The organism is Streptomyces sp. NPDC001848 (genome assembly GCF_042891915.1).
Classification (GTDB): domain Bacteria; phylum Actinomycetota; class Actinomycetes; order Streptomycetales; family Streptomycetaceae; genus Streptomyces.
Genome location: NZ_JBIATP010000028.1, coordinates 58,901 through 84,246, shown reverse-complemented (window position 1 = coordinate 84,246; position 25,346 = coordinate 58,901). Strand labels below are relative to the sequence as shown.

General features: G+C 69.3%; 13 protein-coding genes and 3 pseudogenes. 8 read left to right on the top strand and 8 right to left on the bottom strand.

Annotation, left to right across the window (positions count from 1 at the left end):
- Positions 1–130 precede the first annotated feature (130 nt).
- A complete protein-coding gene (locus tag ACFYZJ_RS37330) occupies positions 131–670 on the bottom strand; it encodes a GNAT family N-acetyltransferase (RefSeq protein ID WP_388576273.1) in 540 nt (179 codons plus the stop codon).
- A gap of 1,700 nt (positions 671–2,370) precedes the next feature.
- Here ACFYZJ_RS37330 and ACFYZJ_RS37325 point away from each other — a divergent pair.
- Positions 2,371–2,535 carry a hypothetical protein gene (locus ACFYZJ_RS37325; RefSeq protein ID WP_388576271.1) on the top strand — a complete coding sequence of 55 codons (165 nt, stop codon included), beginning with the start codon at positions 2,371–2,373 and terminating at the stop codon, positions 2,533–2,535.
- 426 nt (positions 2,536–2,961) lie between these two features.
- Here the strand turns inward: ACFYZJ_RS37325 and ACFYZJ_RS37320 are convergent, their stop codons facing one another.
- Both ACFYZJ_RS37320 and rpsN read right to left on the bottom strand, forming a co-directional pair.
- Complete coding sequence (locus ACFYZJ_RS37320; protein ID WP_388576268.1) at positions 2,962–3,186, bottom strand: cold-shock protein; 225 nt, start codon at positions 3,184–3,186, stop codon at positions 2,962–2,964.
- A gap of 322 nt (positions 3,187–3,508) precedes the next feature.
- Positions 3,509–3,700, bottom strand: a pseudogene (rpsN, locus tag ACFYZJ_RS37315) (30S ribosomal protein S14); the annotation flags it as partial.
- On the opposite strand from rpsN, the pseudogene rpmE reads away from it, so the two are divergent.
- Both rpmE and ACFYZJ_RS37305 read left to right on the top strand, forming a co-directional pair.
- Positions 3,699–3,833 (top strand): annotated as a pseudogene (gene rpmE, locus ACFYZJ_RS37310) (50S ribosomal protein L31); the annotation flags it as partial. The pseudogenes rpsN and rpmE sit on opposite strands and share 2 nt — an antisense overlap.
- Positions 3,830–4,363: pseudogene (locus ACFYZJ_RS37305) on the top strand (cobalamin biosynthesis protein CobW); the annotation flags it as partial. The pseudogenes rpmE and ACFYZJ_RS37305, both read left to right, overlap by 4 nt.
- A 52-nt stretch (positions 4,364–4,415) precedes the next feature.
- On the opposite strand, the gene ACFYZJ_RS37300 reads toward ACFYZJ_RS37305, so the two are convergent.
- Complete coding sequence (locus tag ACFYZJ_RS37300) at positions 4,416–6,392, bottom strand: heavy metal translocating P-type ATPase (protein WP_388576266.1); 1,977 nt, start codon at positions 6,390–6,392, stop codon at positions 4,416–4,418.
- A 98-nt stretch (positions 6,393–6,490) separates the two neighbouring features.
- On the opposite strand from ACFYZJ_RS37300, the gene ACFYZJ_RS37295 reads away from it, so the two are divergent.
- Entirely contained in the window at positions 6,491–6,889 is a 399-nt protein-coding gene (locus ACFYZJ_RS37295) for an ArsR/SmtB family transcription factor (RefSeq protein WP_388576264.1), read from the top strand.
- 139 nt (positions 6,890–7,028) lie between these two features.
- Here the strand turns inward: ACFYZJ_RS37295 and ACFYZJ_RS37290 are convergent, their stop codons facing one another.
- On the bottom strand, positions 7,029–9,086 hold the full coding sequence (locus tag ACFYZJ_RS37290; protein ID WP_388576261.1) for an aconitate hydratase: 2,058 nt from the start codon (positions 9,084–9,086) through the stop codon (positions 7,029–7,031).
- 308 nt (positions 9,087–9,394) lie between these two features.
- Here ACFYZJ_RS37290 and ACFYZJ_RS37285 point away from each other — a divergent pair, with 308 nt between their 5' ends.
- The 4 genes from ACFYZJ_RS37285 to ACFYZJ_RS37270 all read left to right on the top strand — a co-directional run bounded on the left by ACFYZJ_RS37285 (position 9,395) and on the right by ACFYZJ_RS37270 (position 22,339).
- The gene (locus tag ACFYZJ_RS37285; protein ID WP_388576258.1) at positions 9,395–9,895 is read left to right on the top strand and encodes a BMP family ABC transporter substrate-binding protein; all 501 of its coding nucleotides are present in this window, start codon (positions 9,395–9,397) and stop codon (positions 9,893–9,895) included.
- A gap of 569 nt (positions 9,896–10,464) precedes the next feature.
- Positions 10,465–21,138 carry a LamG-like jellyroll fold domain-containing protein gene (locus ACFYZJ_RS37280; RefSeq protein WP_388576256.1) on the top strand — a complete coding sequence of 3,558 codons (10,674 nt, stop codon included), beginning with the start codon at positions 10,465–10,467 and terminating at the stop codon, positions 21,136–21,138.
- 68 nt (positions 21,139–21,206) lie between these two features.
- A complete protein-coding gene (locus tag ACFYZJ_RS37275; protein ID WP_388576253.1) occupies positions 21,207–21,956 on the top strand; it encodes a hypothetical protein in 750 nt (249 codons plus the stop codon).
- 98 nt (positions 21,957–22,054) lie between these two features.
- A complete protein-coding gene (locus tag ACFYZJ_RS37270) occupies positions 22,055–22,339 on the top strand; it encodes a hypothetical protein (protein ID WP_388576250.1) in 285 nt (94 codons plus the stop codon).
- Positions 22,340–22,408: 69 nt separating this feature from the next.
- On the opposite strand, the gene ACFYZJ_RS37265 is transcribed toward ACFYZJ_RS37270, so the two are convergent.
- From ACFYZJ_RS37265 to ACFYZJ_RS37255, 3 genes are read right to left on the bottom strand one after another with little or no spacing between them, the layout of a single operon-like run.
- Positions 22,409–23,644 carry an amidohydrolase family protein gene (locus ACFYZJ_RS37265; RefSeq protein ID WP_388576248.1) on the bottom strand — a complete coding sequence of 412 codons (1,236 nt, stop codon included), beginning with the start codon at positions 23,642–23,644 and terminating at the stop codon, positions 22,409–22,411.
- Positions 23,641–24,834 carry an MAB_1171c family putative transporter gene (locus ACFYZJ_RS37260; protein ID WP_388576245.1) on the bottom strand — a complete coding sequence of 398 codons (1,194 nt, stop codon included), beginning with the start codon at positions 24,832–24,834 and terminating at the stop codon, positions 23,641–23,643. Before ACFYZJ_RS37260 ends, ACFYZJ_RS37265 begins: the two co-directional genes overlap by 4 nt.
- A complete protein-coding gene (locus ACFYZJ_RS37255; protein WP_388576242.1) occupies positions 24,831–25,346 on the bottom strand; it encodes a hypothetical protein in 516 nt (171 codons plus the stop codon). Before ACFYZJ_RS37255 ends, ACFYZJ_RS37260 begins: the two co-directional genes overlap by 4 nt.

The following is a 25,346-nucleotide window of genomic DNA, read 5'->3' as shown; positions in this document are numbered from 1 at the left end:
GCCCGCACCGCCCTGGCATGCGCCTGCCACGACCAGCGACTCGCCGCCACGCCGACCGCTGGGCCGGCACCCGGGCCCGCTCTTGCGGGTCAGGGGGTTGGCAGAGCAGCTGGCCCATACGGCCGGTCAATCAGGGGCGGTCCAGACCCCATGTCTGCAGGGCGTAGGGCCGGCCCTTCTCCTCACCCCTGATCAGCGGCACGTCGAGCAGTCTGAAGCCCGCCTTGGTGGCCACGGCGACGCTGGCGGCGTTTTCGGCCTCCAGCTCCAGGATCACCTGCCCGGCGCCCAGTTGCTCGAAGGCGTACGCGGCCATCACCCGCACCGCCCGCGCCGCCAGCCCCTGGCCGCGGTGCGCCGGGCCGACCGCGTAGCCGAGCTCTGTGCCCTCGGGGGCGCGCCGCAGCATCACCTCGCCGAGCGGTGCGCCGCCGTCGACGGTGATGGCGAGCAGGATGGCCGTGCCCTCCGCTCGCAGCTGCCGGTCCCGGTCCAGTCGTGCGCGGGCGGCCGCTTCGTCGAAGGGGGAGACGATCGGTGTCCAGTACGCGATGTCGGGGTGGTCGAACAGCTCCGGCATCGCGGACAGGTCCGCCTCCGTCCAGTCGCGGAGAACGAGACCTTCCCCCGAGAGCTCGATGCGCTCGGGAAAGGGAGTGGCGCTGCTCATGGTGGGGCCTTCCTGACTTGTTCAGAACAAGGCAGGGTAACTGGGGGCAGGCAACGGCTCACCGGCATTTCCGGGGACTCTCGAACCCGGCCGTGATGTCCGCCAGTACCGCCGACGGCTCCCGTCACGATTGGCATCCGTCCACGACCAGCGCGAGCACCCACTCACCCGCTCACAACACGCGATCAATGCGCTCACCAGCTGCCGAACTGCCGGCAGTGGTCGACACTGGTCACCGCTGAGCGCCCGTCACGGTCCCAGGACGGCCCGGGAGGGCGCTCGCCCGTCCGAGAAGTGTGCCAAGCCCTCACCCCAGACAGACCGTCCCTACGGCAACCGGCCTGGCCGGCCCGCTGGTAGCGGTCAGGGCTCCAGGCTGCTCAGATCCCGACGAAGAACCGTACGAGCTGCTCGGGTCGCATCTCCGTGCGCTTGCCTGGCCGCTTGATAGTCCGCCGATGGGATGGTGCGACCCGAGGCAAGCACCTCACGGACCTCCCGCAGCGAGAGGTAGGACGCGTCGATCGCCGCTGCCACTTCTTCGGTGGCCGTGAGTATCAGACGTTCTCGGGCCTCGTCACATCCCGACGCCTGGAACGCCTGCCTGATGCTGGTGGCCCTGGCTTGTGGGCTCGCATGGTCCTGGTCCGCGGCCAACCGCATGGCCTCGTGCGCGCGGCGAAAGGAGACGAGACAGTCGACGTACGCGGTCCGCCGATCTTGCAGCCTGCTCGCCCTGGTGGTGCGTCGCCAACGCACGTGGTCGCCGGCCAAGGTGGCTCCCACACCAAGCACGGCGCCAAGGCCGGTCCCTACCAGGCTTCCCCACTCCACGCCGGCGATCGTGCCACACAGACGAAAGACTTGGGGCTCCCAGCTGCGGAAGCGGCGATCACTCGTGGCCGGTTCGGGCGCTGACCTGGCGAACGGCCCCCAACTGTGGCCTCGTTGTCGAGCTTCGCTGGGGTGCTGCGGGCGGTCCGTGATCCAGAGGTTGTTCGACGGGCTTCCAGCGTCACCCCCGCCTGCGGCTGTTGGCTTCCGTCAGGGCATGCATGTGGGCGACGCATTTGGCCGCCCGGAACACGCCGTCGCGACACAACGGCGCTCACCACAGCGTTGGGCAGAAGCCGGCCGACGACCACGGACGTCCGGGTCGGGCCGTGTCCGGTGCCTGCCCGCCGGCCCTGCGAACCACCTGCGCAAGCCGTTGGAACTGGCGCGGACGGAGCCCGGTGAACACTTCGACGAGCTCGCGAGGGTCCGTGGCTGCCGAGACGGTCGAGTCATGGCGTGGCCGCGACCGTCAGGGACGCGGGGCTTTCTCGCCGTGCACGGCTGTGTATTCGGCTGCGAGCCAAGGGCTACGGCGGCAACCAATATCGGTGCAGCGAGGTCTCATGGATATGAGCCTTCGTTTCACAGTGCCGGGTGCGACACGACTCAGCATGGTCCGCCTGCTCGGGGTGGGCACGGTCGTGATCGGTGCGGCTGCCGGTTGCACCACCCAGCCGACCGTGTGCCCGGCTTCAGCGGTGTTGGCGGTCCCCTCCGTCCAGCTGAACGTCTCGGCCTGGACGCGATCGCACCCACAGGCGACAGTGCGAGCCTGCGCCGACGCTCACTGCGTGTCGTATCCAGCTGGGGAAGTCGGAGCACAGCTGCACGTCCCGACTTCGCCCGGCACCGACCCACGCCGCATGGTGACCATCACCCTCACCGCGGACCAGGCGGGACACCAGGTGCTCCGGACCAACACCTTGGTGCGGCTCGTGCACCACACCACGCACGATCCGTGCGGACCACGCGACTGGTGGACGGCGTCGGTCACTCTCACCGCGACGGGACAGCTCCAGCCGGGCTGATGTACCGGACCTACGGCCATAGTTCGGAGGACGACGACGTACACGTATGACAGCTGACCACCTGGCAACTTCCAGGCCGGGGCCTCTTCGTCCCGAACTCGCGGCAAAAGGCCGCCACCGGTGTGGCCGTGAGAGGAAATGGTGCAGGTCGGCGGCGTCTGCAAGAGTGCGCGCGTGATCGGTGACGTAGCCGAAGTTCCGGCACTGCTGGGGGACATCGGAGCCACTGTGTGGGTGGACGGCGGTTGGGCGTCGATGCTCTTCTCGGTGAAACAACGCGAGAGCATTCCGACCTCCACCTTGTGGTGCTCCTTGACGAGATCGGCCTCCGACCGGGCGCTACTGCATGCTGCGGCAGGGGTGCGGTGGCGTAGCGGACCGCTGGGGACCGTGGACGTACGCCGTCATGGATGTCAGCTGTGGATGTCAGGCAGGCCGAGGCACGATGCTCACCGCGCGGTAGTCGTACCCGTCCTGCTTGAAGCCAGGGGCTTCCCATGTGAGGTCGACCTGCTGTCCGGGCGACAGCGTGCGGAAGCCGGTCGCCTGGATGTGGGAGTAATGGCCGAAGCAGCCGCCGGGGGTCTCGGGGGAGTCGAGAACGCCCCACCCTTCCTCGTCGTCCCACTCGCGGACAGTCGCAGTCACCATGGGCGGAACCCTACGGCTTCGTCTGCGCCGACGCGCCTGGTATCAGGCTCGGGAACTGGCGCCCGTCCCATGCCCATCCCGCCCCAGCGCGGGGCCGCCCCGGCGAGAGGGGCGCCCGCCCGGCCTGCTGAGCCGGTTCTGCGCGGCGGCTCTGAGGAAGAGTAGGGGAGCGGCTAGTCGTGGTTTGAGCCCGCATCGTCGCGAGAACAACAGGGGCCGTCTGTTCACCGTACGTCGATCACGGGGCTCTCGACCCGCCGCGACATCTGGGGGCCGGTGCGGTAGCCCAGAGGGCTCGCGGCATGGACGGATCGGGCGCGGGTCACCAACTGCTTTTGGAAACGCCGGGGAGCTCGCCCGCGTGGGCCATCTCGCGTACGCGGATGCGGGACAGGCCGAAGTCGCGCAGGTGGCCGCGGGGGCGCCCGTCCGCGGAGTCGCGGTTGCGCAGGCGGGTGGCGCCGGCGTCGCGGGGCTGTCGACGCAGTTCCCTCTGGGCGGCGGCGCGGTCCTCGTATCCGGTCATCGATGTCGAGATCTCCTCGGCGAGCCACCCCTTCTACACCGGCACCCAGCGAGTCCTGGACACCGCGGGGCGGGTCGAGCGCTTCGAGCGGCGTTACGGACGCGGACGGAGCAAGCGGTGAGCGGGGGCCAGGCGCGGCTGCCGGTCGCGATCGTCGCCGGGTTGCACGCCGACGCCCGCCGGCCAGCCGTCGAGGAGATCCTGCGTACGGTCCCCGGCTCGGTCGCGCTGCACCACGATCTGACGTCCGCCGTCGACAGCGCGGTGCACCGCACGGTGCGCGACGCCGCCGGCCTGCTGGGCAGCGGCGACGCACCCCTGGTGAACGACTGCGCGTGCTGCGCGCTGCGCGAGGACCTCGTCCCCGAACTGCTGCGGCTCGCGGAGGAGGGCAGGTACCGGCCGGCCGTCGTGGAACTGTGGGACTCCGTCGAACCCCAGGGCATGGCCCCGGTCATCGCCGCCGCAGGCGCTCCGCTGGCGCTGACCGGAGTCCTCACCGCGGTCGACCCCGCACTCGTCCTGCCGTACCTGTCCAACGGCGACGACCTGGCCGATGCCGGCCTCGCCGCCGCCCCGACCGACCAGCGCACGGTCGCCGACACCTTCGCCCGGCAACTGGAATACCCGACGGTCATCGCCCTCGTTGAGGGCACGGCCCGCCGCACCGGCGCAGGTGCGGCGGGCCGTGGGGTGCGACGGGTCAGCGGCGGCCCTCCGCCCGCGCCCGGGCCCAGGAGGTCTCGCGCAGCAGGCGCAGGCCGTTGAGGCCGACGATGACGGTCGAGCCCTCGTGGCCGAGGACGCCGAGGGGCAGGGGGAGGGTACCGGCCAGGTCCCAGACGACCAGGCCGGAGATGAACACGGCGGCGATGACCAGGTTCTGCACGACCAGGCGGCGGGCCCGTCGGGAGAGGGCCACCACGGTGGGCACGGTGGCCAGTTCGTCGCGCACGATCACCGCGTCGGCGGTCTCCAGCGCCAGGTCGGAACCGGCTCGGCCCATGGCGATGCCGGTGTGGGCGGCGGCCAGGGCGGGCGCGTCGTTGACTCCGTCGCCCACGACCAGCACCTTGCCGCCGGCCTGCTCCAGTGCCTTGACCGCGGCCACCTTGTCCTGGGGGAGCAGTCCGGCGCGGACGTCGGTGATGCCGACCTCGGCGGCCAGGCGGGCGGCGGCGCGGGGGTTGTCGCCGGTGAGCAGCATCGGGGCGGTGCCGGTGAGCGCGGTGAGGGAGGCGACGGTGGCGACGGCGTCCGGCCGCAGGCGGTCGGCGACGCCCAGGACTCCGGCCGGCGTGCCGTCGGCCACCACCAGGACCGCGGTGCGCCCGCCGTCCTCGAGTTCGGCGGCGACGGCAGCGGGCGCGCCCTCGGCACCGGAGAGCAGCCGGGCGGGGGAGCCGACCGCGATCTTGCGGCCGTCGACGGTGGTGGTGACTCCGACGCCGGGGGTCGAGGTGAAGTTCTCCACGGCCGGCACGTCGAGGCCGCGGGCGCGGGCGACGTCCACGATGGCGCGGGCCAGCGGGTGCTCGCTGGGGTGTTCCGCCGCCGCGGCCAGGACCAGCAACTCCTCCTCGTCGACGCCGGAGCCGGGCAGCGGCCGGATGTCGGTGACGCGCGGGGTGCCTTCGGTGAGCGTGCCGGTCTTGTCCAGGGCGACCGCGTCGACCTGGCCGAGGCGTTCCATCACCACGGCGGACTTCACCAGCACGCCGTGTCGGCCGGCGTTGGCGATGGCCGACAGCAGTGGCGGCATGGTCGCGAGGACGACCGCGCACGGCGAGGCGACGATCATGAAGGTCATGGCCCGCAGCAGCGAGCCGGTCAGCGCGGCGCCGAATGCGAGCGGCACCGCGAACACGGCCAGCGTGGCCGCCACCATGCCGATCGAATAGCGCTGTTCGACCTTCTCGATGAACAGCTGGGTCGGTGCCTTGGTCTCGGACGCCTCCTCGACCATCTGCACGATCCGGGCGATCACCGAGTCGGAGGCGTCCCGCTCGACCCGGACGCGGAGGGCGCCGGTGCCGTTGAGGGTGCCGGCGAACACCTCGTCGCCCGGCTCCTTTCCGACGGGCAGCGGCTCACCGGTGATGGTGGCCTGGTCGACCTCGCCGGCTCCCTCCAGCACCCGGCCGTCGGCGCCGATCCGCTCGCCGGGCCGCACCAGGAGGATGTCACCGACGACGAGGTCGGCGCTGGGCACGGTCTCCTCGCCGCCGTCGGCGCGCAGCCGGGTCGCGGTGGCGGGAGCCAGGTCGAGCAACCCGCGTACCGAGTCGGCGGTGCGGGCGGTGGCCAGTGCCTCCAGAGCACCGGAGGTGGCGAAGATGACGATCAGCAGGGCGCCGTCCATCACCTGGCCGACGGCGGCCGCGCCCAGAGCGGCCACGATCATCAGCAGATCGACATCGAGGGTCCTCTCCCGCAGCGCCTGCAGTCCGGCCAGCGCGGGCTCCCAGCCACCTGCGGCGTAGGCGAGCCCGTACAGCGATCCCCACACCCAGGTGGGTGCGCCGGTCAGCTGCAGTGGCAGGGCGAGCAGGAACAGCACCGTGGCCGCTGCGGCCCAGCGGGCCTCGGGCAGCGTGAGGACCCGGGTCCGCCGCCGGGGAGTGGCGTCCGGGCGCTTGGTCGCGGCGGGCGCGGGCCGCTCGGTCAGGGTGGAAGACATGACGGGAGAAACCCTTCGGGAGGGCGGGACGTACCAACCCAACCAACATACAGGTACATATGAAGATCTCTTCAAGCATCGCTTGTATGATGGCGGTCATGGGCCATGGAGCAGCTCCCGCCGACAACCCCGTCCCGCGCACCCGCCTGGACGCGGACAGTGCCGCCCGGGTGGCCACCACCCTCCAGGCGCTGGCCACCCCCTCCCGGCTGCTGATCCTCTCCCGCCTGCGGGAGGGCCCCTGCGCCGCCACCGAACTGGCCACCGAGGTCGGGATGGAGCAGTCCGCCTGCTCGCACCAGCTGCGCCTGCTGCGCAACCTCGGCCTGGTCGTGGGCCGGCGCCAGGGCCGCTCGGTGATCTACGCGCTCTACGACAACCATGTCGCCGAACTCCTTGACCAGGCCGTCTACCACATCGAGCACCTGCGCCTCGGGCTCAGCGACGCCGCCCACGCAGACCGGGCGGAGGAGGCCGCCCTCGGCGTGACCCGCTGAAGCCGTCCACGACCGTCAGGGCAACGTGGAGGGGCCCCTGTCCGGGGCCGGCCTCGAAGGAGGATTCGTCGAGCATGTCCTTGACGATCCACTGAGGGCTTGCTGCTGGACGTGTGCGTCACGAGGCGAGTGAACGGGGTCACCCGTCGCCGTGGCTGAGGTCGCCCGGGTCTGCCGGCGTGCCCAGGATTTGAGGGCCTTCGTGGCCGGGCCCCGCACGCTCCTCGCGGGCGAGGGCCGCGATGGTGCCTCCGGCCAGGATGGTGAGACGGCGGCCGTCACTGAGGTGGTGGTGGACCCGGTAGGTCTCGTTCTTCGTGGCGTTGTGCACCCGAAGGCGGGGTTCGGCTCCGGGGGCGAGTGCGGCGCGCAGGTCGTCCAGCCGGAGCAGGTCGCCGGCATCGATGCGGTGGTAGTCGGTCGGGTCGGTGAACTCCAGCGGCAGGACGCCGAAGTTGGCCAGGTTCTGCCAGTGGATACGGGCGTACGAGGTGGCGATCACGGCACGCAGGCCCAAATGGCGTGGGGTGATGGCGGCGTGCTCGCGGGAGGAGCCCTGGCCGTAGTTCTCCCCGCCGACGACGAAGTGCGGGCCGGGCCGACCGTCGCCGGCCAGTTCGGCGGCGCGCCGGGGGTAGTCGGGGTCGATGCGGGTGAAGGTGAACTCGGCGAGCTTGGGAATGTTGGAGCGGTAGGGCAGCGCCTTGGCGCCGGCGGGGGAGATCTCGTCGGTGGAGACGTTGTCGCCGCACTTCAGCAGGACGGGGCCCTGCAGCACGTCGGGGAGCGGGTCGAGATCGGGCAGGCCGGAGATGTTGGGTCCGCGTTCCAGCTCGATCCGTGCGGCCTGCTCGGGCGGCAGCGGGGGCTCGAACATCGCGCGGTTGACCGACGCGCGCTCCGGCAGACGCACCCGCGGGTAGGGCACCCCCTCCCGGGCCGCCCACTCCCGGGGGTCGGTGATCTCCCCGGCGAGGGCGGAGACGGCGGCCGTCTCCGGGGAGCACAGCCAGACCGCGTCATCCTCGGTGCCGGAGCGGCCGGGAAAGTTGCGCGGGAAGGTGCGCAGGCTGTTGCGCCCGGGGGCGGGGGCCTGGCCCATGCCGATGCAGCCGAGGCATCCGGCCTGGTGGATACGGGCCCCGGCGGCGATCAGGTCGAACGTGGAACCCGTCCTGGTCAGGTCTGCGAGGATCTCCCGGGAGGTGGGGTTCACGTCGAAGCTGACGGCGGGGTGGGTCTGGCGGCCGGCGACGACGGCGGCGGCGACGGCGAAGTCGCGCAGCCCGGGATTGGCGGAGGAGCCGATGACCGCCTGCCCGATCGGTTCGCCCGCGACCTCGCGCACCGGCTCCACGTTGCCGGGCGAGGTGGGGCGTGCGACGAGGGGTTCGAGCGCGGAGAGGTCGATCTCGTCGGTGAGGTCGTAGACGGCGTCCGGGTCGGCGCTCAGCTCCCGGAAGTCGGCCTCGCGGTCCTCCGTGTGCAGGAAGTCGCGCACTGCGGCATCGGAGGGGAAGACGGAGGTGGTGGCCCCCAATTCGGCGCCCATGTTGGCGATGACGTGCCGGTCCATGGCGGTCAAAGAGGCCAGGCCCGGGCCGTGGTACTCCAGGATCCGGTTGACCGCGCCCTTGACGCCGTGCCGCCGCAGCATCTCCAGCACCACGTCTTTGGCGCTCACCCAGTCCGGCAGGCGGCCGGTCAGCCGGATGCCCCAGATCTCCGGCATGGTGACGTGCAGCGGCCGTCCGGCCATGGCAAGTGCCACCTCCAGGCCGCCGGTGCCCAGGGCGAGCATGCCCAGCGACCCGGCGGCGCAGGTGTGGGAGTCGGATCCGGCCAGCGTCTTGCCGGGAATGCCGAAGTACTGCATGTGCGTGGGGTGCGAGACGCCGTTGCCGGGCTTGGAGTACCAGATGCCGAAGCGACGGCAGGCGGAACGGAGGAAGGCGTGGTCCTCGGCGTTGCGCTCGTCCGCCTGGAGCAGGTTGTGGTCGACGTACTGGACGCTGACCTCGGTACGGACCCGGTCCAGGCCGAGGGCCTCGACTTCCTGCATCACCAGCGTGCCGGTGGCGTCCTGGGTGAGCGTCTGGTCGATCCGCAGCCCGATCTCACAGCCTGGCTCCATCCGGCCGTCGACGAGATGACCGGCGATGAGCCGGTGCGCCAGCGTGCCGTGGGAGAGCGTCACAAGGCCCAGACTGCGCGCCCGGCTCCCGAGCGGCAAGCCGACACCGGTCCCCTGCGAACAGCCTGGAAGGTGCCCGAGCGGGCACGGGGCGTGTGCTTGCCCGCTACGGCTGTTCCGGGGCCTGCCCGGGGCCCGAGAGTGTCCCTCGAGCCCCAGAGGCACGATGGCCGGCAGACCTGCTCCAGGGCGCTGTCGAGCCGGGCACCGAGGTCAGCGCGCGTGATCGGCCAGTGAGAGAAGCAGGTGCGCTGCGGTTTATGCTCGCGCGACCTGGAGAACGGCGCGGGGCCGATCAAGGTGTCCGAAAGGTGGCTGTGGTGCAGCGCAAGGTCGTGGTGTGGGGTGGGATCGGCGTCGTGGTGCTGGCCGGAGCCGTGGCGGGCGGGCTGCTGGCCGCAGGTGGTGGGGGTGCGGCGCCGAGAGCCCGGCAGTACAGCGCATCCGACGCCTGTTTGCTGACCGACAGTCACGGCGTGACGGGTGCTCAGGCGGCGTTGGTGTGGGCCGGGATGGAGGACGCGTCGCTTGCGACCCGTACGAAGGTGACCTCGCTGCCTGTGTTCGGACCGGCTACGGTGGCGAACGCGGTGCCGTATGTGAACAGCTTGGTGCAGCGGCGCTGCGACGTGGTGCTCGCGGTAGGTGACACGCAGACCGCGGCGGTGGAGCAGGTGGCCCCAAGGAACCCCAAGGTTCGCTTTGTGGTGGTAGGCGGGGGCCGTGCCCGACGCAATGTCGCGGTGGTCTCCGGTTCATCGGGGGTACGCGTTGCGGTGGCCCATGTCGTGAGGGATGCGACGAAAATGTGACCAAGTTGCGTTTGGTTTCCGCATGTTGACGTAAGCGCAAAGGCCAGTTCCTTGATCGCAAAGTCTTGATCTAGACATGACGCACCCTCTGGCGGCGGGGTGATCAGTTCCAGGATTCTCGGCTGACTTTCATGCCGATCCTTCTGGGAGTTGTCATGCGCTCTCGCCCGTTCCGCCGCTCTGCCCGGTGGATACGGCTGCGGCGTCGCCTCAGGCGAGCCGTTGCCGTGCTGGTGTTCGCGGGACTGGCGGTGATGCTGACGGGCCAGGACGCGCCGGCTGTGGACCGAGGCTGGCCTGCGCTGTCGATGCCGACGCTGTCGGACGTCGCGGCCTGGTTGAGGAACCCCGCGTCGCCGCGGTGGGGGCATCTGCCCCATCAGGCGTCGGGTACGGCGGCGGGGCGAGGCCACTACGCATCGGCCGCGTCGACACGCTCCGGACGAGGCGCCGGTCACAGACCTGGACCCGGCAAGGGCGAACTGCCGGCCTACGCCCCGTACGCACGGAAGGCGGCTGAGGGGCCGAGCGCCGTTCACCGGGGTTTCGACGCCAGGACGAGCAAGCGTGTGGCGTCGAAGTCGACGGCGACGTCGGACTACTACCGGAATGCGGACGGTTCCTACACCCGGAGGTTGGCCCAAGATCCGATCAACTACCGGGATGCGGCGGGGAACTGGCAGCCGATCGACACCGGCGTGCAGCGTGGCTCGGACGGGCGCTGGCATGAGAAGGCCAATTCGATGGGCGTGGACTTCGCGCCGTCCGCGACCGACTCCGCACTGGTGCGCGTGGACAACGGGAACGGACACGTCTTCTCCTACCGCCTGCAGGGTGCCGCATCGGCGGCATCGCAGGTGTCCGGCTCCTCGGTGACCTACCCCCACGTGCAGCCGGGGACGGACTTGGTGCTCCGGCCGACCGCGGTCGGCATGAAGGAGTCGATCGTCCTGCACACCGCGCGCGCGGCCAACTCCTGGACGTTCCCGCTCGACCTCAAGGGTCTGACACCCGTCCTGGCCAAGGACGGATCCATCGAGTTGCGCGACGCCTCGGACAAGCGGGTCGGGGAGATCCCGCCCGCTTATGCGTACGACTCGAAGGTCGACCCGAAGTCCGGCGAGCGCGCCACCACCCACGCCGTCAGCTACAAACTCACGCGGCAGCAAGGCCGTACCGCGCTGGTGGTGACGCTGGACCCGGCATGGCTGCACGCGGCGGGACGTGTCTTCCCCGTGACGGTCGACCCGTCCTACGACAACGCGCAGGCGACCACGACCTACGCGGAGTCGCAGAACCCCGGCGATCACTCGATGGAAGCGGTCATCAAGATCGGCTCCTACGACTCCGGCACGCACGACGCCGTGTCCTACCTCTCCTTCCCCGCTCTCGGCCTGGACGACTCGAAGGTGTCGGTCTCCGCGGCGACACTGAACCTGTACGACGTGTGGGCGTCGACGTGCACCGCCGAGCGGTTCGATGTGGCCCCGGTGACCAAGGCCTGGACGCCGTCGCAGGTGACCTCCTACCCCGGGCCCTCCTACGGTTCCTCGATCGGCAACGCCACGCCGACGGTCTCGAACGCCTGCGGCAACACCGGCGGAAACCTGGCGACCGGCAACTGGGTTGCCGTGAACCTGTCGACCAGCCAGTTCAACACCTGGGCGTCGGCCTCCGGCGCCACCAACGACTACGGTCTGGCCGTCTACGCCTCGACGACGGACAACCTGCACTGGAAGCAGTTCGGGTCGATCTACGACGACGGCTACCAGCCGTATCTCGCGCTGACCTACACCGGCGCGATGCTGCCCGAGATCGTGAGCTCGAGCCCTCCGAACAACGCTCCGGTGCAGACGCTCACCCCCCAACTGTCCGCGACCGGCCAGATCGATCCGAACCTCGCTGTGAACCCGAAGTACGACTTCCAGGTCTACGACACCTCGGGCAACAAGATCGTCGATTCCGGCACGATCACGGCGAACTACTACAACGTGCCGGCCGGGAAGCTGACCTGGGGCAAGACCTACTACTGGTTCGTCGAGTGCACCGACGGCACCAACTGGTCGTCGGGGCCGAACTGGCAGGCCATGACCACGCAGGTGCCCCAGCCGGTGGTCACCTCGGGGTTGTCGCAGAACACGGACGGTCACGGCTACAGTCCCGCGATCGGGAACTACACCACCTCGGCCACGGATGCCAACGTGGCCACGCCCGGTCCCTCGCTGTCGGTGGTGCGCGACTACAACTCGCGGGACCCGCGCACCGCGGGAGCCTTCGGAGCGGGTTGGTCGACCGTGTTCGACGCGAGGGCGACGGAGCAGTACGACTCGTCGGGTGCGGTCTCGAGTGTGCAGGTGACCTATCCGGACGGGTCGGTCATCGGGTACGGGAAGAACTCCGACGGTTCGTTCTCACCTCCGCAGGGCCGGTTCGCCACCTTCAAGAGCGTGACCGGCGGCGGCTACACGCTGACCGACAAGAACGCGACGGTGTACACCTTCACCCAGTCGCTCGGCTCGGGCGCGTACGGGATCACGTCGATCACTGACGCCAATGGCCGGGCGGAGAACTTCACCTGGTCCTCGGGCGAGATCACGACCGTGACATCGGTGGCCTCGGGTCGGGTACTGCACCTGACCTGGTCCACACCGTCCGGTGCGAAAAGTGCGCATGTGGCCACGGTCTCGACCGACCCGGTGACCGCAGGGAACTCGTCGACCGCTTTGACCTGGACCTACAGCTACAGCGGGGACCAGCTGACGAAGGTGTGCTCCCCGGTGGACACCACGGGCTGCACCCAGTACGGCTACGCCTCGGGTTCGCAGTACTACAACGAGACCCTGGACGAGGGCCCGCACTCGTTCTGGCCGCTCACCGAATCCTCGGGAACCACGGCGAACAGCGCCGTCCTCGCCCAGGAAGGCAATGACGACGGCACCTACAACAACGTGACGCTCGGCCAGTCGGGTCCGCTCGCCGGCAGCACCGCCACGGCGGCCGGCTTCAACGGGTCGTCGTCCTATGTCGCCCTGCCGAACCTCAACCTCGGGAACTCCTCCTCCCAGTCGGTCTCGCTGTGGTTCAAGACCTCCACGGCTTCGGCGGGCGTGCTGTTCTCCTACTCCGACATGCCGATCGAGCCGAGCGCGACGCAGGGTAACTTCACCCCCGCTCTGTATGTCGGCAGTGACGGCAAACTCAACGGCCTGTTCTGGTACGGGTCCACCACGACGCCCATCACCACCTCGGCATCGGTGGCCGACGGCAAGTGGCACCATGTCGTGCTGGCCGGCTCATGGACCGCGCAGACGATGTGGCTGGACGGCAAGCAGGCCGGAACCGCCGGGGGATACGGGTCGTTCGGCTTCACCGGCAACATGCCGTGGCTCTTCACGCATCCCTATCTGGGGACCGGCTACCTCGGCTCCACCTGGCCCGATGAGCCGCACCAGAACTCCTCCACCATCTACGCCACGTACTTCAATGGTTCGATCGGGGACGCGGCGTATTTCGGCCGGCCGCTGGTCCAGGCCGACGTGTCGATGCTGTACAAGGCGGGTACGACGGCGGCCGGCCTGATGAGCTCGGTGACGCGGCCGTCGGGCAAGGCGTACGCGTCGGTCGGCTACGACGCGGTCACGGGTGCCGTCACGAACCTGACGGACGACAACGGCGGTTCGTGGTCCATGGCCGCACCCACCGTGTCGGGCTCGAGCCAGGTCTACCGCGGCGCCGTACTGGGAGCAGGGCCCACCACCTACTACCGGCTGGGTGAGTCGGCCGGCGCCTCCCAGGCGGTCGACGAGGTCAACTCCGGTCCGGCGACGTACAGCAATGTCACGCTCGGTGCGTCCGGCCCGTTCTCGGACAAGACCGCAGCGCGGTTCAACGGCACCTCGTCCTACCTGCAACTGCCTTCAGCGGCCGACACCGTGACGACGGGCCCGAACTCGGTGGAGATGTGGTTCAACATGCCGTCGGGCAACACCGCCGGTGGTGTGCTCTTCGACCAAGAGCAGTGCGCGATCAGCAACAACCCGGTCGGCTGCGGAGGTTACGACCCGGCACTGTATGTGGGAACCGACGGCAAGCTGCATGCGAAGTTCTGGGACAGCAACGGGACCTCCTCACAGATGGTCACCAGCACTTCGGTCAACGACGGCAAGTGGCACCACGTCATCCTGGCCGCCTCGACCAACGCACAGGTTCTGTACCTGGACGGCAACAAGGCCGGAAGCACCTCCGGCACGCTGTCGGCGACGGGCCAGGGGTACACCTACATCGGCGCCGGCGCCGCAGGCGGCAACTGGGCCAACCACCCCACCAACACCCTCGGCTACTTCCCCGGCTCCATCGCCGAGGTCGCCTTCTACCGCACCCAGTTGACCGGTCAGGACGCGGCGACGCACTATGCGGCGGGCCAGCAGTCGGGCGGGCTGACTCCGCTGGAGACGGTCAAGGTCACCGACCCGGGCAGCAAGACGGACACCTACCAGTACGACCTGTGGAACGGTGACCGGCTGGTCGACCAGATCGACGGGCTCGGGAACAAGACGTCGTACGGGTACGACACCGGCGGCTTCCAGCACACCGTCACCAACCCGGACGGCGATGCGACCACCACCGGTCACGACGTGCGCGGCAACACGGTCTCGACGACCACCTGTCAGAACCAGGCCGGGCAGAAGTGCTCGACCTCCTACATGACCTACCTGCCGGACGACACCTCGACGCAGCTGTCCCCGAACGCCCAGAACGACCTGGTGGCCACGTCCCGGGACGGCCGTTCGGCATCGGCGACCGACAACACCTACCTGACCTCCTACAGCTACGACTCCTCCGGCAACCGCACCGGGGTGACGACTCCGGCGGTGGCGGGCTTCCCGAACGGGCGCACCACCACGATCTCCTACACCGACGGCACCACCATCGCCGCGGCGGACAGCGGCTACGCCCCCAAGGGCCTGCCGTACAAGACGGTCTCGCCCGGCGGGGCGACCACCACGATCGGGTACTTCAAGGACGGTGACATAGCCTCGATCACCGACCCGGACGGCCAGGTCACGAAATTCACCTACGACAACATCGGCCGGATCCTGACCAAGACGGTCACCTCCGACAGCTACCCGAACGGCCTGACCACCTCGTACGCCTACGACGGCGTCTCGCAGGTCACCTCCGAGACGGACCCGTCGGTGACCGACCGGGTCACCGGCGCCGTCCACCAGGCGCGGACCACCACCGTGTACGACGCGGACGGGAACGTCACCTCGCAGACGGTGGCCGACCTCAGCGGCGGTGACGCCTCCCGGACCGTGTCGTCGACGTACAACACCCACGACCAAGTGGCCACCGGCACGGACGCGGCGGGCGGGGTCACCACCTACACCTACGACGGTTACGGCAACCAGGCCACGGTGCAGGACCCGAACGGCAACACCCTCGCCTACGCCTACGATGCGAACGGTCATCTGCTGAGCCAGACGCTGAAGAGCTACACCGGCGACCCGGTCAACCCCCAGGCCGCGCAGGACCTGGTGGAATCCTCCCGCACCTACGACCCCGCCGGACGGTTGCAGTCCATCACCGACTCGATGGGCAACACCACCTCCTACACGTACACCGACAACGGGCTGACCGCGACCATCACCAAGTCCGATCCGACGGGCAAGCAAACCTACGTCCAGCAGTCCGACACCTACGACGCGGCCGGAAACCTGACCCAGCAGGTCACCAACAACGGCGCCACGACCACGACCTCCGTCTACGACGCCGCCGACCGCGCCACCTCCACCTCCGTCGACCCGACCGGAGTGGACCGCACCACCACCGTCTCCTACACGCCCGACGACAAGGTGGCCACCAGCACCCTCAGCGACGCAACCGGTGCCACCCACACCACCAGCTTCACCTACGACCCGATGGGCCACCTGACCAGCAGTTCCGTACAGGAGGACGGCTCCGGGCACCCGGTGGTGTGGTGGCCGCTGACGCAGACCTCCGGTACGACGGTCACCGACAAGTCCGGCACCGGCAACACGGGCAACCTCAGCGCCACCGGGGTGAGCTGGTCGAGCGGGGCCGCCTCGTTCTCCGGCGCGGCGGGTGAGTCGATCTCCACCAACGGGCCCGCGTTCAACACCGCCTCCTCCTACTCGGTCACCGCCTGGGTCAACCTCGCCTCCGCGGGCACCGGCTCGGACCAGACGGTCGCCGCCGCGTTCGGCGCCAGCGCCACCGCTTTCTCACTCGGCTACAAGGCCGCCACCCAGGCGTGGACGGTCAACCTCGCCGCCACCGACACCGCCGGCACCACCGGCTCCTCCATCACGGCCGCGTCCAACAGCGCGACAGCCGGCACCTGGACCCAGCTCACCTACGTCTTCAACGCCTCCACCGCCACCGGCACCCTGTACGTCAACGGCTCCCAGGCCGCCACCGGCAGCGACAGCAGTCCGTGGAACGCCTCCCGCTCCTTCGTGGTCGGCGACGGCAAGTACAACGGCACCACCACCAACCCGCTCAACGGCCAGGTCGACAATGTCCAGGCGTATGCGCGGGCGCTGAGCGCGAGCGAGGTCTCGACCCTGTACTCCGCCGGCCGCACCGGCGGCACCACCGCCTCGACCAGCCAGGCCACCACCAGCTGGCAGCTCGATCAGCGCGGCCTGCCGACCTCGATGACCGACCCGGACAGCAACGTCACCAACTACACCTACGACGAGGCGGGACGCCTCGCCGTGACGAGCGCCCCCGCGGTCAACGTCGAAACCGGCGGCGGCACCCCGAGCCTGGCCCACCCGACCACCACGGTCGGCTACGACACCTTCGGCGAGCAGACCGAAACCCAGGACCCCGACGGCAACACCGTCGTCACCGCCTATGACGCCGACGGCCGCAAGGCCGCCCGCACCCTGCCGTCCTACACCCCGCCCGGCTCCACCACGCCGATCAGCAACGCCACCACCAACTGGACGTACGACAAGGGCGGCAACGTCACCAAGGTCACCGACCCGCTGAGCAACGCCACCTCCTACCTGTACGACCAGCTCGGCGACGTCGCCAAGGTCACCGACGCGGACAACGGCGTCACCCACACCGTGTACGACACCAACGGCCAGGCCCTGTCGGTCACGGACCCCACCGGGGCGCAGACCCAGGCCACCTACGATTTCCTGGGCCGCCCGCTGACCTCCACCGTGCTCGAGCGGTACCCCAGCACCGCCTCCTACACCACGACCAACTCGTACACCGCCTCCAGCAGCAACCCCGGCGGCGCGTTCCTCGCCTCGACCACCAGCCCGGACGGTGTCTCCACCTCGTACGGGTACGACAACATCGGCGAGCAGCTCCAGGTCACCGACGGGGCCGGGAACACCACCCAGTACGCCTATGACCTGCAGGGTCGAAGGACGGCGGTCACGCTCCCGGACGGTACGCGCAACACCGTCGGCTACGACCAGCTCGGAGACCCCACGCAGGTCCAGGCGCTGGACACCGACCACACCACGGTGCTGAGCACCCGGTCCGCCACGTATGACGCGGCCGGCCGGCTGATGTCGGCCACCGATCCCAGCAACCACACCACGACCTACACCCGTGACGCGCTCGGCAAGGTGACCGCCGAGGTCCAGCCCGTCAGCGCCACCCACTCCATCACCACCTCCTTCGGCTACGACGCCGCCGGAAACGGCACCCGGTACACCGACGGACGCGGCAACCCGACCATCTACAGCTACAACTCCTGGAACCTGCCCGAGTCGACCGTCGAGCCGTCGGTGACGACCTCGACCTACAGCTACACCACCGCCGCCGACTCCACCTTCACCACCGCCTACGACGCCGACGGCCGCCCGGTCACCCAGACCCAACCCGGCGGCGTCAGCGTCACCACGGCGTACGACAACCTCGGCAACGTCACCTCGCAGTCCGGCACCGGTGCCGACGCGGCCACCGCCACCCGCTCCTTCACCTACGACGCCGACAACCGCATGCTCACCGCGGCCACCGCCGCCATCGGCACCACCACCGCGGCCACCAACGAGACCTTCACCTACAACGACCGCGGACAACTGCTCACGGCCGGCGGCTCAGCCGGCTCCAGCTCGTTCGCCTACAACGGCGACTCCCTGCCCACCTCCCGCACGGACGCGGCCGGCACCACCAGCTACGGCTACGACACCGCCGACCGGCTGGCCACGCTGACCGACCCGGCGACCGGCACCCAGCTGTCCTACGGCTACAACTCCCTGTCCCTGCCCACCACCGTCACCTACGGCAGCGGTGGCGACGTCCGCACCTACGGCTACGACCACCTGCACCGCCTCACCAGCGACACGCTCACCGCACCCGGCGGCGCCACCATCGCCTCCATCGCCTACGGCTACGACAGCAACGGCAACGAGACATCGAAGACCACCACCGGCCTCGCCGGAGCCTCGTCGAACACCTACGGCTACGACTGGGCGAACCGCCTGACGTCCTGGAACAACGGCACCACCACCACGGCGTACGGCTACGACGACTCGGGCAACCGCATCCAGGTCGGCTCGAACGTCTACACCTACGACGCCCGCGACCAGCTCACGTCCGACGGCACCCACACCTACACCTACAGTGCCCGCGGCACGCTCACCCAGCAGACCTCCACCTCCGGCACCGTCAACGTCACCTCCGACGCCTTCGGCCAGCAGGCGACCCAAGGCACCCAGACCTACCTCACCGACGCCCTCGGCCGGGTCATCACCGACACCTCCACCAACGGCCCGAACACCACCTTCAGCTACACCGGAGCCGGCAACAGCCTCGCCTCGGACGGCACCAACACCTATACCTGGACCCCCGGCGGCTCCCTGATCGGCATCGGCACCGTCGGCGGTACGACCAGCACCGCGACCCTGGCCTTCGCCGACCAGCACACCGACGTCGTCGGCAACTTCTCGGCCAACGGCACGGCGATGACCGCCTCCACGGCGTACGACCCGCTCGGCAATGTCACCGCAAGCGGAAACACCGCGATGGCCGGCAAGCTCGGCTACCAGTCCGGCTGGACCGACAACGCCACCGGCAAGGTCAACATGGCTGCCCGCTGGTACAACCCGGCCACCGGCCAGTTCATGAACAAGGACACCGCCTCCCTCAGCCCCATCCCGAACTCGGCTGCGGCCAACCCCTTCGCCTACGTCGACGACAACCCGCTCACCCGCACCGACCCGACCGGCCACGGCTGGTGGAGCGACATCACCGGGGCCGCATCGGACGCCTGGAACACGGCGAGCAGCTGGGCCTCCGACGCGTGGGACACGGCGAGCAGCTGGGCCTCCGACGCGTGGGACACGGTCTCCAACTGGGCATCGGACGCCTGGCACACCGCCACCAGGTGGGCCTCGGATGCATGGGACAGCGCCGTCTCGGCGTTCGACGACGTCATCTCCTCCCTCGATCGCGAGATCGCGCAGCTCGATCGTGAGATATCCCAGCTCAGCGCGCAGGTCTACGACGGATATCGCGCAGTCTCCCGCCGAGTGTCCCGTGGCTGGCACGCGGCGACCAGATTCGCCGGTAACGCCTACCGCGGCACAGTCAACGTGGTGACGACCGCCTACCACGCGGCCGCCCGTGCCGTGCGCACCACCGCGACATACTTCAAGAACCACGCCGCGGCGATCGCCTCCTTCGCGGCCTCCACCGCGGTCTTCGCCGGATGCGAGGCCGTCCTCGGAGTCAGTACCGGTGGTGTCGGAGCCGTCGTCGGCGCAGCCGGATGCGGCGCGCTGGCCGGCGCGGTCGGCGGAGCCGTCGACCAGGGCACGAAGTGCATGGACGGCCAGTCCGGCGCCTGCTCCGTAGGGGCCTTCGCCGAATCCACCGTGCTCGGCGCGGTCGGGGGCGCGGTTGGTGGAGCCCTCGGCGGATCCCTCGGCGGCAAGTTGGCCGAGTCCGCCCTCGGGGAGGCACTGCCCTCGCTCGTCACCAACACCCTCGAAGGTGCAGCCTTCGGAGGCGTCTCCGGAGCTGTCACCGGAGCCGCCGCCTACGGTATGAACTGTCCCGACAGCGGGACCGGTTGCTCCTGGAGCGGGGCCGCCGACGCCACCCTCAGCGGAGCGGCGGACGGCGCCATCGGTGGGGCCTTCGGTGGAGCGGTCGGAACCGGTGTGGCCGCGGCCAAGGCGAGAGTCTCCGGCGGGGGTGGCGAGCCGGCGTCCTCCGAGGTCCCCGAGGAAGAGGCCGGGGGAGCCTGCCCGACCCCCACCAGCGAGGACAGCGAGCCTCACAGCTTCACGGGCTCGACCAGCGTCGTCATGGCCGACGGCTCCGCCAAGCCCATCGACCGGATCAAGGTCGGCGACAAGATCAAGAACAGTGTCCCCGGTCAGCCAGGAACCCAGACCCACACCGTCGACAAGGTCATCGTCACCCACACCGACCACGACTTCGTCGACGTCACCATCGCTCAGGCAAGAGACACGGCGAAGCCCACACCGACCTCACTGCGATCTCGCCTGCTGGGCAAGGCAAGGCTCGGCCTCGCCGGCCTGGCAGCAGCCACAACAGTCCTGGTCGGCGGTCAGCCCGCCATGGCGGCCGGCCACCACCACGAGGGTGCCCACGCCGCTGCCACGGACATCGCCGTCCATGGCTCAACCCTGACCACCACCTTCCACCACCCCTTCTACGACGAGACGCAGTCCTCCTTCGTCGCCGCCGACCACCTCCGCATCGGCGACCTCCTCCAAACCCCCACCGGCATCGCCGAGGTCACCGGCCTCCGCCTCTACCACGCCGACACCACCACCTACGACCTCACCATCGACGGCCTCCACACGTACTACGTGGAAGCCGGAGACATTCCGGTACTCGTCCACAACTGCAACACCACGATTACCGCTCGGCAGGTGAGTCTCATCAGGGAGGGACCACATGCGAATGAGTCGGTACCCGCAACCGGCGCAGAGGTGACGTCGACCCAGTCGGAAGCCATGCAGGGGCTGCCCTGTCATTCTTGTGGCGAGGCCCCTGAGGACGTCACGATGGTTGGTGACCACCAGCCGCCGACGGGACTCGCTCCCGAGGCCTCGCAGAATCTGTTTCCGCAGTGTCCTGAGTGCAGCGGAGACCAGTCGAAAGCGGTCGTGAGGGCGCAAAAGCTGATGCGTGATCACTTCAACATGCCGGACCCTAAAGTTCCTGGCTACTATGAGAAACTGCTGTCAATTCTGGACAGCCACACCAGCGGATAGTCCGGAAGGGTCGACGGGGGTCGCCTCATTGAGGCGGCCCCCGTGCCGTGGAGTCAAGGGAGCAGGACATGAAAATTGCGGCTGTCCAGATGCTGGTCAACAACCCGCATGTGATCTTCGGCTCCGACGAGGTGGTGGAGGACTTCTGCGAAATCCCGTCACCTCAGGCGAATGTGGAGCAAGGTGGCCACCTTGCCGCTCGTACGCGGGCTCAGTCGGCGCCCGTGCTGGTTCACATCTGGCGCGGCCCCCACCCGGATGTGGGCACCGTCGTATTCGACGGATCCATCTATTTGCCCGACGGGTCATTGTTTGTTCTCGATGTCGAACGTCTCACGGTGTTTTCTCGCAAGTGCGGAGCTCCCGGGGTTCGCCGCCTCACCGTCCGCGTGGATGAGGTGGGTGAAGCGTCCAGAGTTGATCTCGTGCTGGACGGCGGGGAAAATCGGATGGAACTTACCAGGGTCCGCGAGTACCCTGTACCGGCCGTCGCGGGTGTTTCCGCTCCTCTCGCTGCCGCCGATATTCTTAACCTTATCCTTTCGGATTCCAACTTCCCGGAAGCGCGCCTCATCAATGCCGTGGATCTGGTGATCCATGAGTGGCTGACGGACACCTCTCCGCGTTCCGCTGTGCTTCGCTCCGCCAGGATCAGGCAGATCGTGGAGTGGATGCGGTGGCTGTTCCCGCTCGATCCCTTGGAGGAGCTCAAGCGGGTCGGCGGTGTGATCGACCAGGAGGTGGCCCGTATCACTGAAAGTGATGCTGGGCTTGCCGTCAGAATCGTAGAAAACTCATTGGTCAACCTGACGAGGTGACGCCGGACGGACTCTTCTCGCGAAGGCCGGGCGGACGGGCGGATTTATCTGCCCTACGAGTGGTTTCCTTCAAGCGTTGACTCCTGCGGAAAGCTCTGGTGCGCAGCCTCAACGGCTACGAGCACGACCCGGCCGCCCCGCGAACCCTGCAGAACCCGTGGACCCGTGAGCGGGCTCAGGAATGGGCGGACGCCCGGAACCACTTCCGGGAGCCTGTCTTCATCGAAGGCCACCCCTACGCCCACCCGCGGGTCTCCGTTCCCAACCCTCCTCCGGCTGAGATCCAGATCGACGGTGAGACCCTGCACCTCGCCCACTACGGCACCAGAGGGGCCCACTACAGCCGCACGCCCCCTCCCGTGGAACGGATCCCCCAGTCCTGAGTGGGGCTAGGGGATGAGCGGCGGGGCAGTTGACGCCGCTGGGGGAGTACGTGACGTTCCACGGTCGCCCTAGGTGATCGCCCTGCCGGCACAGCCGGCCTTGGCGTCAGCCTGCCCAGGAGAGTGGACGAGGCCGTTCGCCAACACGAGCCGTATGTCGCGGAGGGCGTTGAGGTCGTCGAGAGGGTTGCCCCCCACCACGATGAGATCGGCACGGTAGCCGGGGCGCAGGCGTCCCGTGTCGTGGGCGAGCCCGAGGGCTCGGGCGGCCTCCACGGTGGCACAGGCGATGGCTTCGGTCCTGGACAGGCCGATGTACTCGAAGAACTCCAGGCCGGCCACGAGGCCGTCGACGCCGGAGCGTGGAACTCCGGCGTCGGTGCCGGCGATCAGCCGTACACGCCGTTCGGCCATCCGGCGTGCCGGAGCGAAGAGCTCCCTGGCCCGTTCGGGACCGACCCGCTCTGCGAAGGACCGCCAGTTGGGGTGGGAGGCGGGGCAGACGGAAATGTCCTTGGCGACGAGCTGGGCGAGAAGGTCTTCCCGCAGGTCCATGCTGCCGTCCTTGCCCATCCACGTGCAGTGCTCGATGGTGTTCACCCCTGCCGCGATCACGTCGGCGATGCCGGCCGTCCCGTGCGCGTGCGCGGCGACCGGCAGTCCGGCCCGGCGTGCCTCGTCGACGGCCGCGGCGAGTTCCTCCGGCGTGAACTGTGTCTCCCAGACGGCCGGGCCGCCGGAGGTCAGACCGCCACCGGTGGCCATCACCTTGATGAGATCCGCGCCCTGCTGTGCGGCGGCGCGCACCGCGTCCCGGATCCGGTCGGGGCCTTGGACCTCGCCGCCGAGGAACCAGCAGTGCCCCTGCGGTGAGGTCAGTGGCGTACCTGCCGCTACAACGCGCGGCCCGGGCCGCCGTCCGGCTGCGATCTCGTCCCGCAGCCGGACGGCGAGACCGCCGCGGTCGCCGAGGTCCCGGACGGTGGTGACACCGAAGTCGAGGAGTCGCTCGGCACGGCGCGCCATGCCCTCGAAGAGCGTCGCGTCGTCGCTCGCACGCAGTGCGGCCACCGGATCGGGACTACCGTCGAAGGCCAGGTGGACATGGCAGTCGATCAGCCCCGGGAGCAGTGTGGCATCCGGGAAGGACAGCACCCGGTGGTCCTGGCCGGCGCGCTTCTCGACAGTGGCGCGCCGACCCGCCGCGACGACGGTACGGTCGGAGATGAGCACCGCACCGTCCTCGACGTACTCGTCGTCTGTGCCGAACAACAGGTGTCCCGCAGTGATGAGAAGTTTTGTCACGACAACTCCTGTCCTGATCCATGGTGGTGCGTGTGCCGGCGATCCCGGGTGCCGGTACGTGTTCCGCGGCGGCTCAGCGCGTCCGAGAGCATGACGAGCTCGCGCACGTCGGCGTCCAGTCCCGGGGCGGGCGGAATCGCGACGGCGATCGCGTCGCAGGGCACCTCGCGGCCCTTTGCCTGGTCCTGCAGGGCGACGCACAGTTGGTCGGCCAGGTACGCGGCCGATGCCTCGGAGAGGCCGGTGGCGGGCAGCACGGCCTGCGTGAGGTAGGGGCTGATGCGCACCAGCCCGTCGCGGCACTCGATGGCCCGCCGGTAGTAGCGGCGGTCCAGCCCGCGGGGCCGCGGCAGCCCCCAGGGCTTGGCGCGGGTGTGGTGCAGGGCGTCCTCGGGGTACGCCTCGTGCAGCATTCTCCACAGCGGATACAGCCGGCGGTACATGACGCGTCGCTGTCGGCGCAGCCGCATGACCGTCAGACGAGCCCGGGCGGCCGGGTAGCCGATGCCGAGCAGGAACAAGGGGATGGCCACGGCGATGAGGTGGCCGGAGATTGCCGTGATGGCCGGGGCGACGGTGACTCCCTGCCAGCGTATGACGGTCAAAACCCCACGGACCACGCTCGCGGCGGCCATGATCGCGAGGGCGGTCGCGATCATCCACAGACCGATGGCCAGGGGGCGCTGGGAGCCCCGCGCATAGCGCTGGGTCCAGTACAGGGCCGTGGACAGCGCGTACACCAGATACAGGTTCGCCACGGTGTAGAAGGCCGCCAGGGCGGTGACTCGCAGGTCGGCGCTGTCGTAGGGACTGCCCGTGTCCTGGCCTGCGGCGGCGATCGTCGCCAGTGTGGTGCCGAGCACGGCCAGTCCCAGGGGGAGCGCTTCCCAGCGGGCCCGTATTCGTCCGGCGCGGGGTTCCGTCGCGGAATACAGGTAGAACAACATCAGCCAGAAGACCATGCCGAACGCACAGACGTTCTGCACCAGGCGGGGTGCTCCTGCTCCACCCAAGCGGCGGATGACTTCGGCCGCAGGGGGCAGCGCCAGGCCGAAGGAGGCGGCCGCACTGACCAGGCAGAAGGTGACGGCACGCAGCGTGGTGTCCTGCGGAGCCCTGACGAGCCGGCGGATCTTCCAGCCCAGGATCAGGACGAACGCCGTGGCGATGAGGATGCCCAGACCGGTCACTGCCAGCCCTGCCGATCGACGAGTGCCGACCGGACGCGGTCGACCGAGGGGTCGGCGGACGCCGGCGCGTCGATGCAGTCCAGCACCGAGGCCCATTCGAGGATGATGGTGGCGACGAGTTCGGCTTCCCGCTCGTGCTTCTCGGCGTATGAGGAGCGGCGCAGCGCCTTGTTGACGACATCGGTCGAAAGATCGGGTAACTGCCGTTCCAGGTACGCGTCGTCCGACTCGGAACCCTGGTGATCCGCCATGATGTGGCCGATCTCATGCAGGATGATGTGGTCCTGGTGGACCTTGCTGGTTTCGAGTTGGTAGAAGACGTAGTCCGCCGAGGCCGACGCGATCCACAGGCCGAACGGGCCGGGCACCGGCAATGGGTAGGGCATGAGCTGGATGGGACGTCGACGCTGTTCGCCGAGCAGCCGACAGAGGGCCTCCACATCCAACGGTGGCTTGACGTCGAGTTGTTGAAGCATTCGCCTGCAGCGTCGGCGCAGCTTCCATTCCTGCAC

Excerpts from the sequence above, each read along its gene's own strand:
- ACFYZJ_RS37330 (WP_388576273.1), bottom strand. The coding sequence starts at position 670 with ATGAGCAGCGCCACTCCCTTTCCCGAGCGCATCGAGCTCTCGGGGGAA.
- ACFYZJ_RS37325 (WP_388576271.1), top strand. The coding sequence starts at position 2,371 with ATGGTGACCATCACCCTCACCGCGGACCAGGCGGGACACCAGGTGCTC.
- ACFYZJ_RS37320 (WP_388576268.1), bottom strand. The coding sequence starts at position 3,186 with ATGGTGACTGCGACTGTCCGCGAGTGGGACGACGAGGAAGGGTGGGGC.
- ACFYZJ_RS37300 (WP_388576266.1), bottom strand. The coding sequence starts at position 6,392 with ATGTCTTCCACCCTGACCGAGCGGCCCGCGCCCGCCGCGACCAAGCGC.
- ACFYZJ_RS37295 (WP_388576264.1), top strand. The coding sequence starts at position 6,491 with ATGGGCCATGGAGCAGCTCCCGCCGACAACCCCGTCCCGCGCACCCGC.
- ACFYZJ_RS37275 (WP_388576253.1), top strand. The coding sequence starts at position 21,207 with ATGAAAATTGCGGCTGTCCAGATGCTGGTCAACAACCCGCATGTGATC.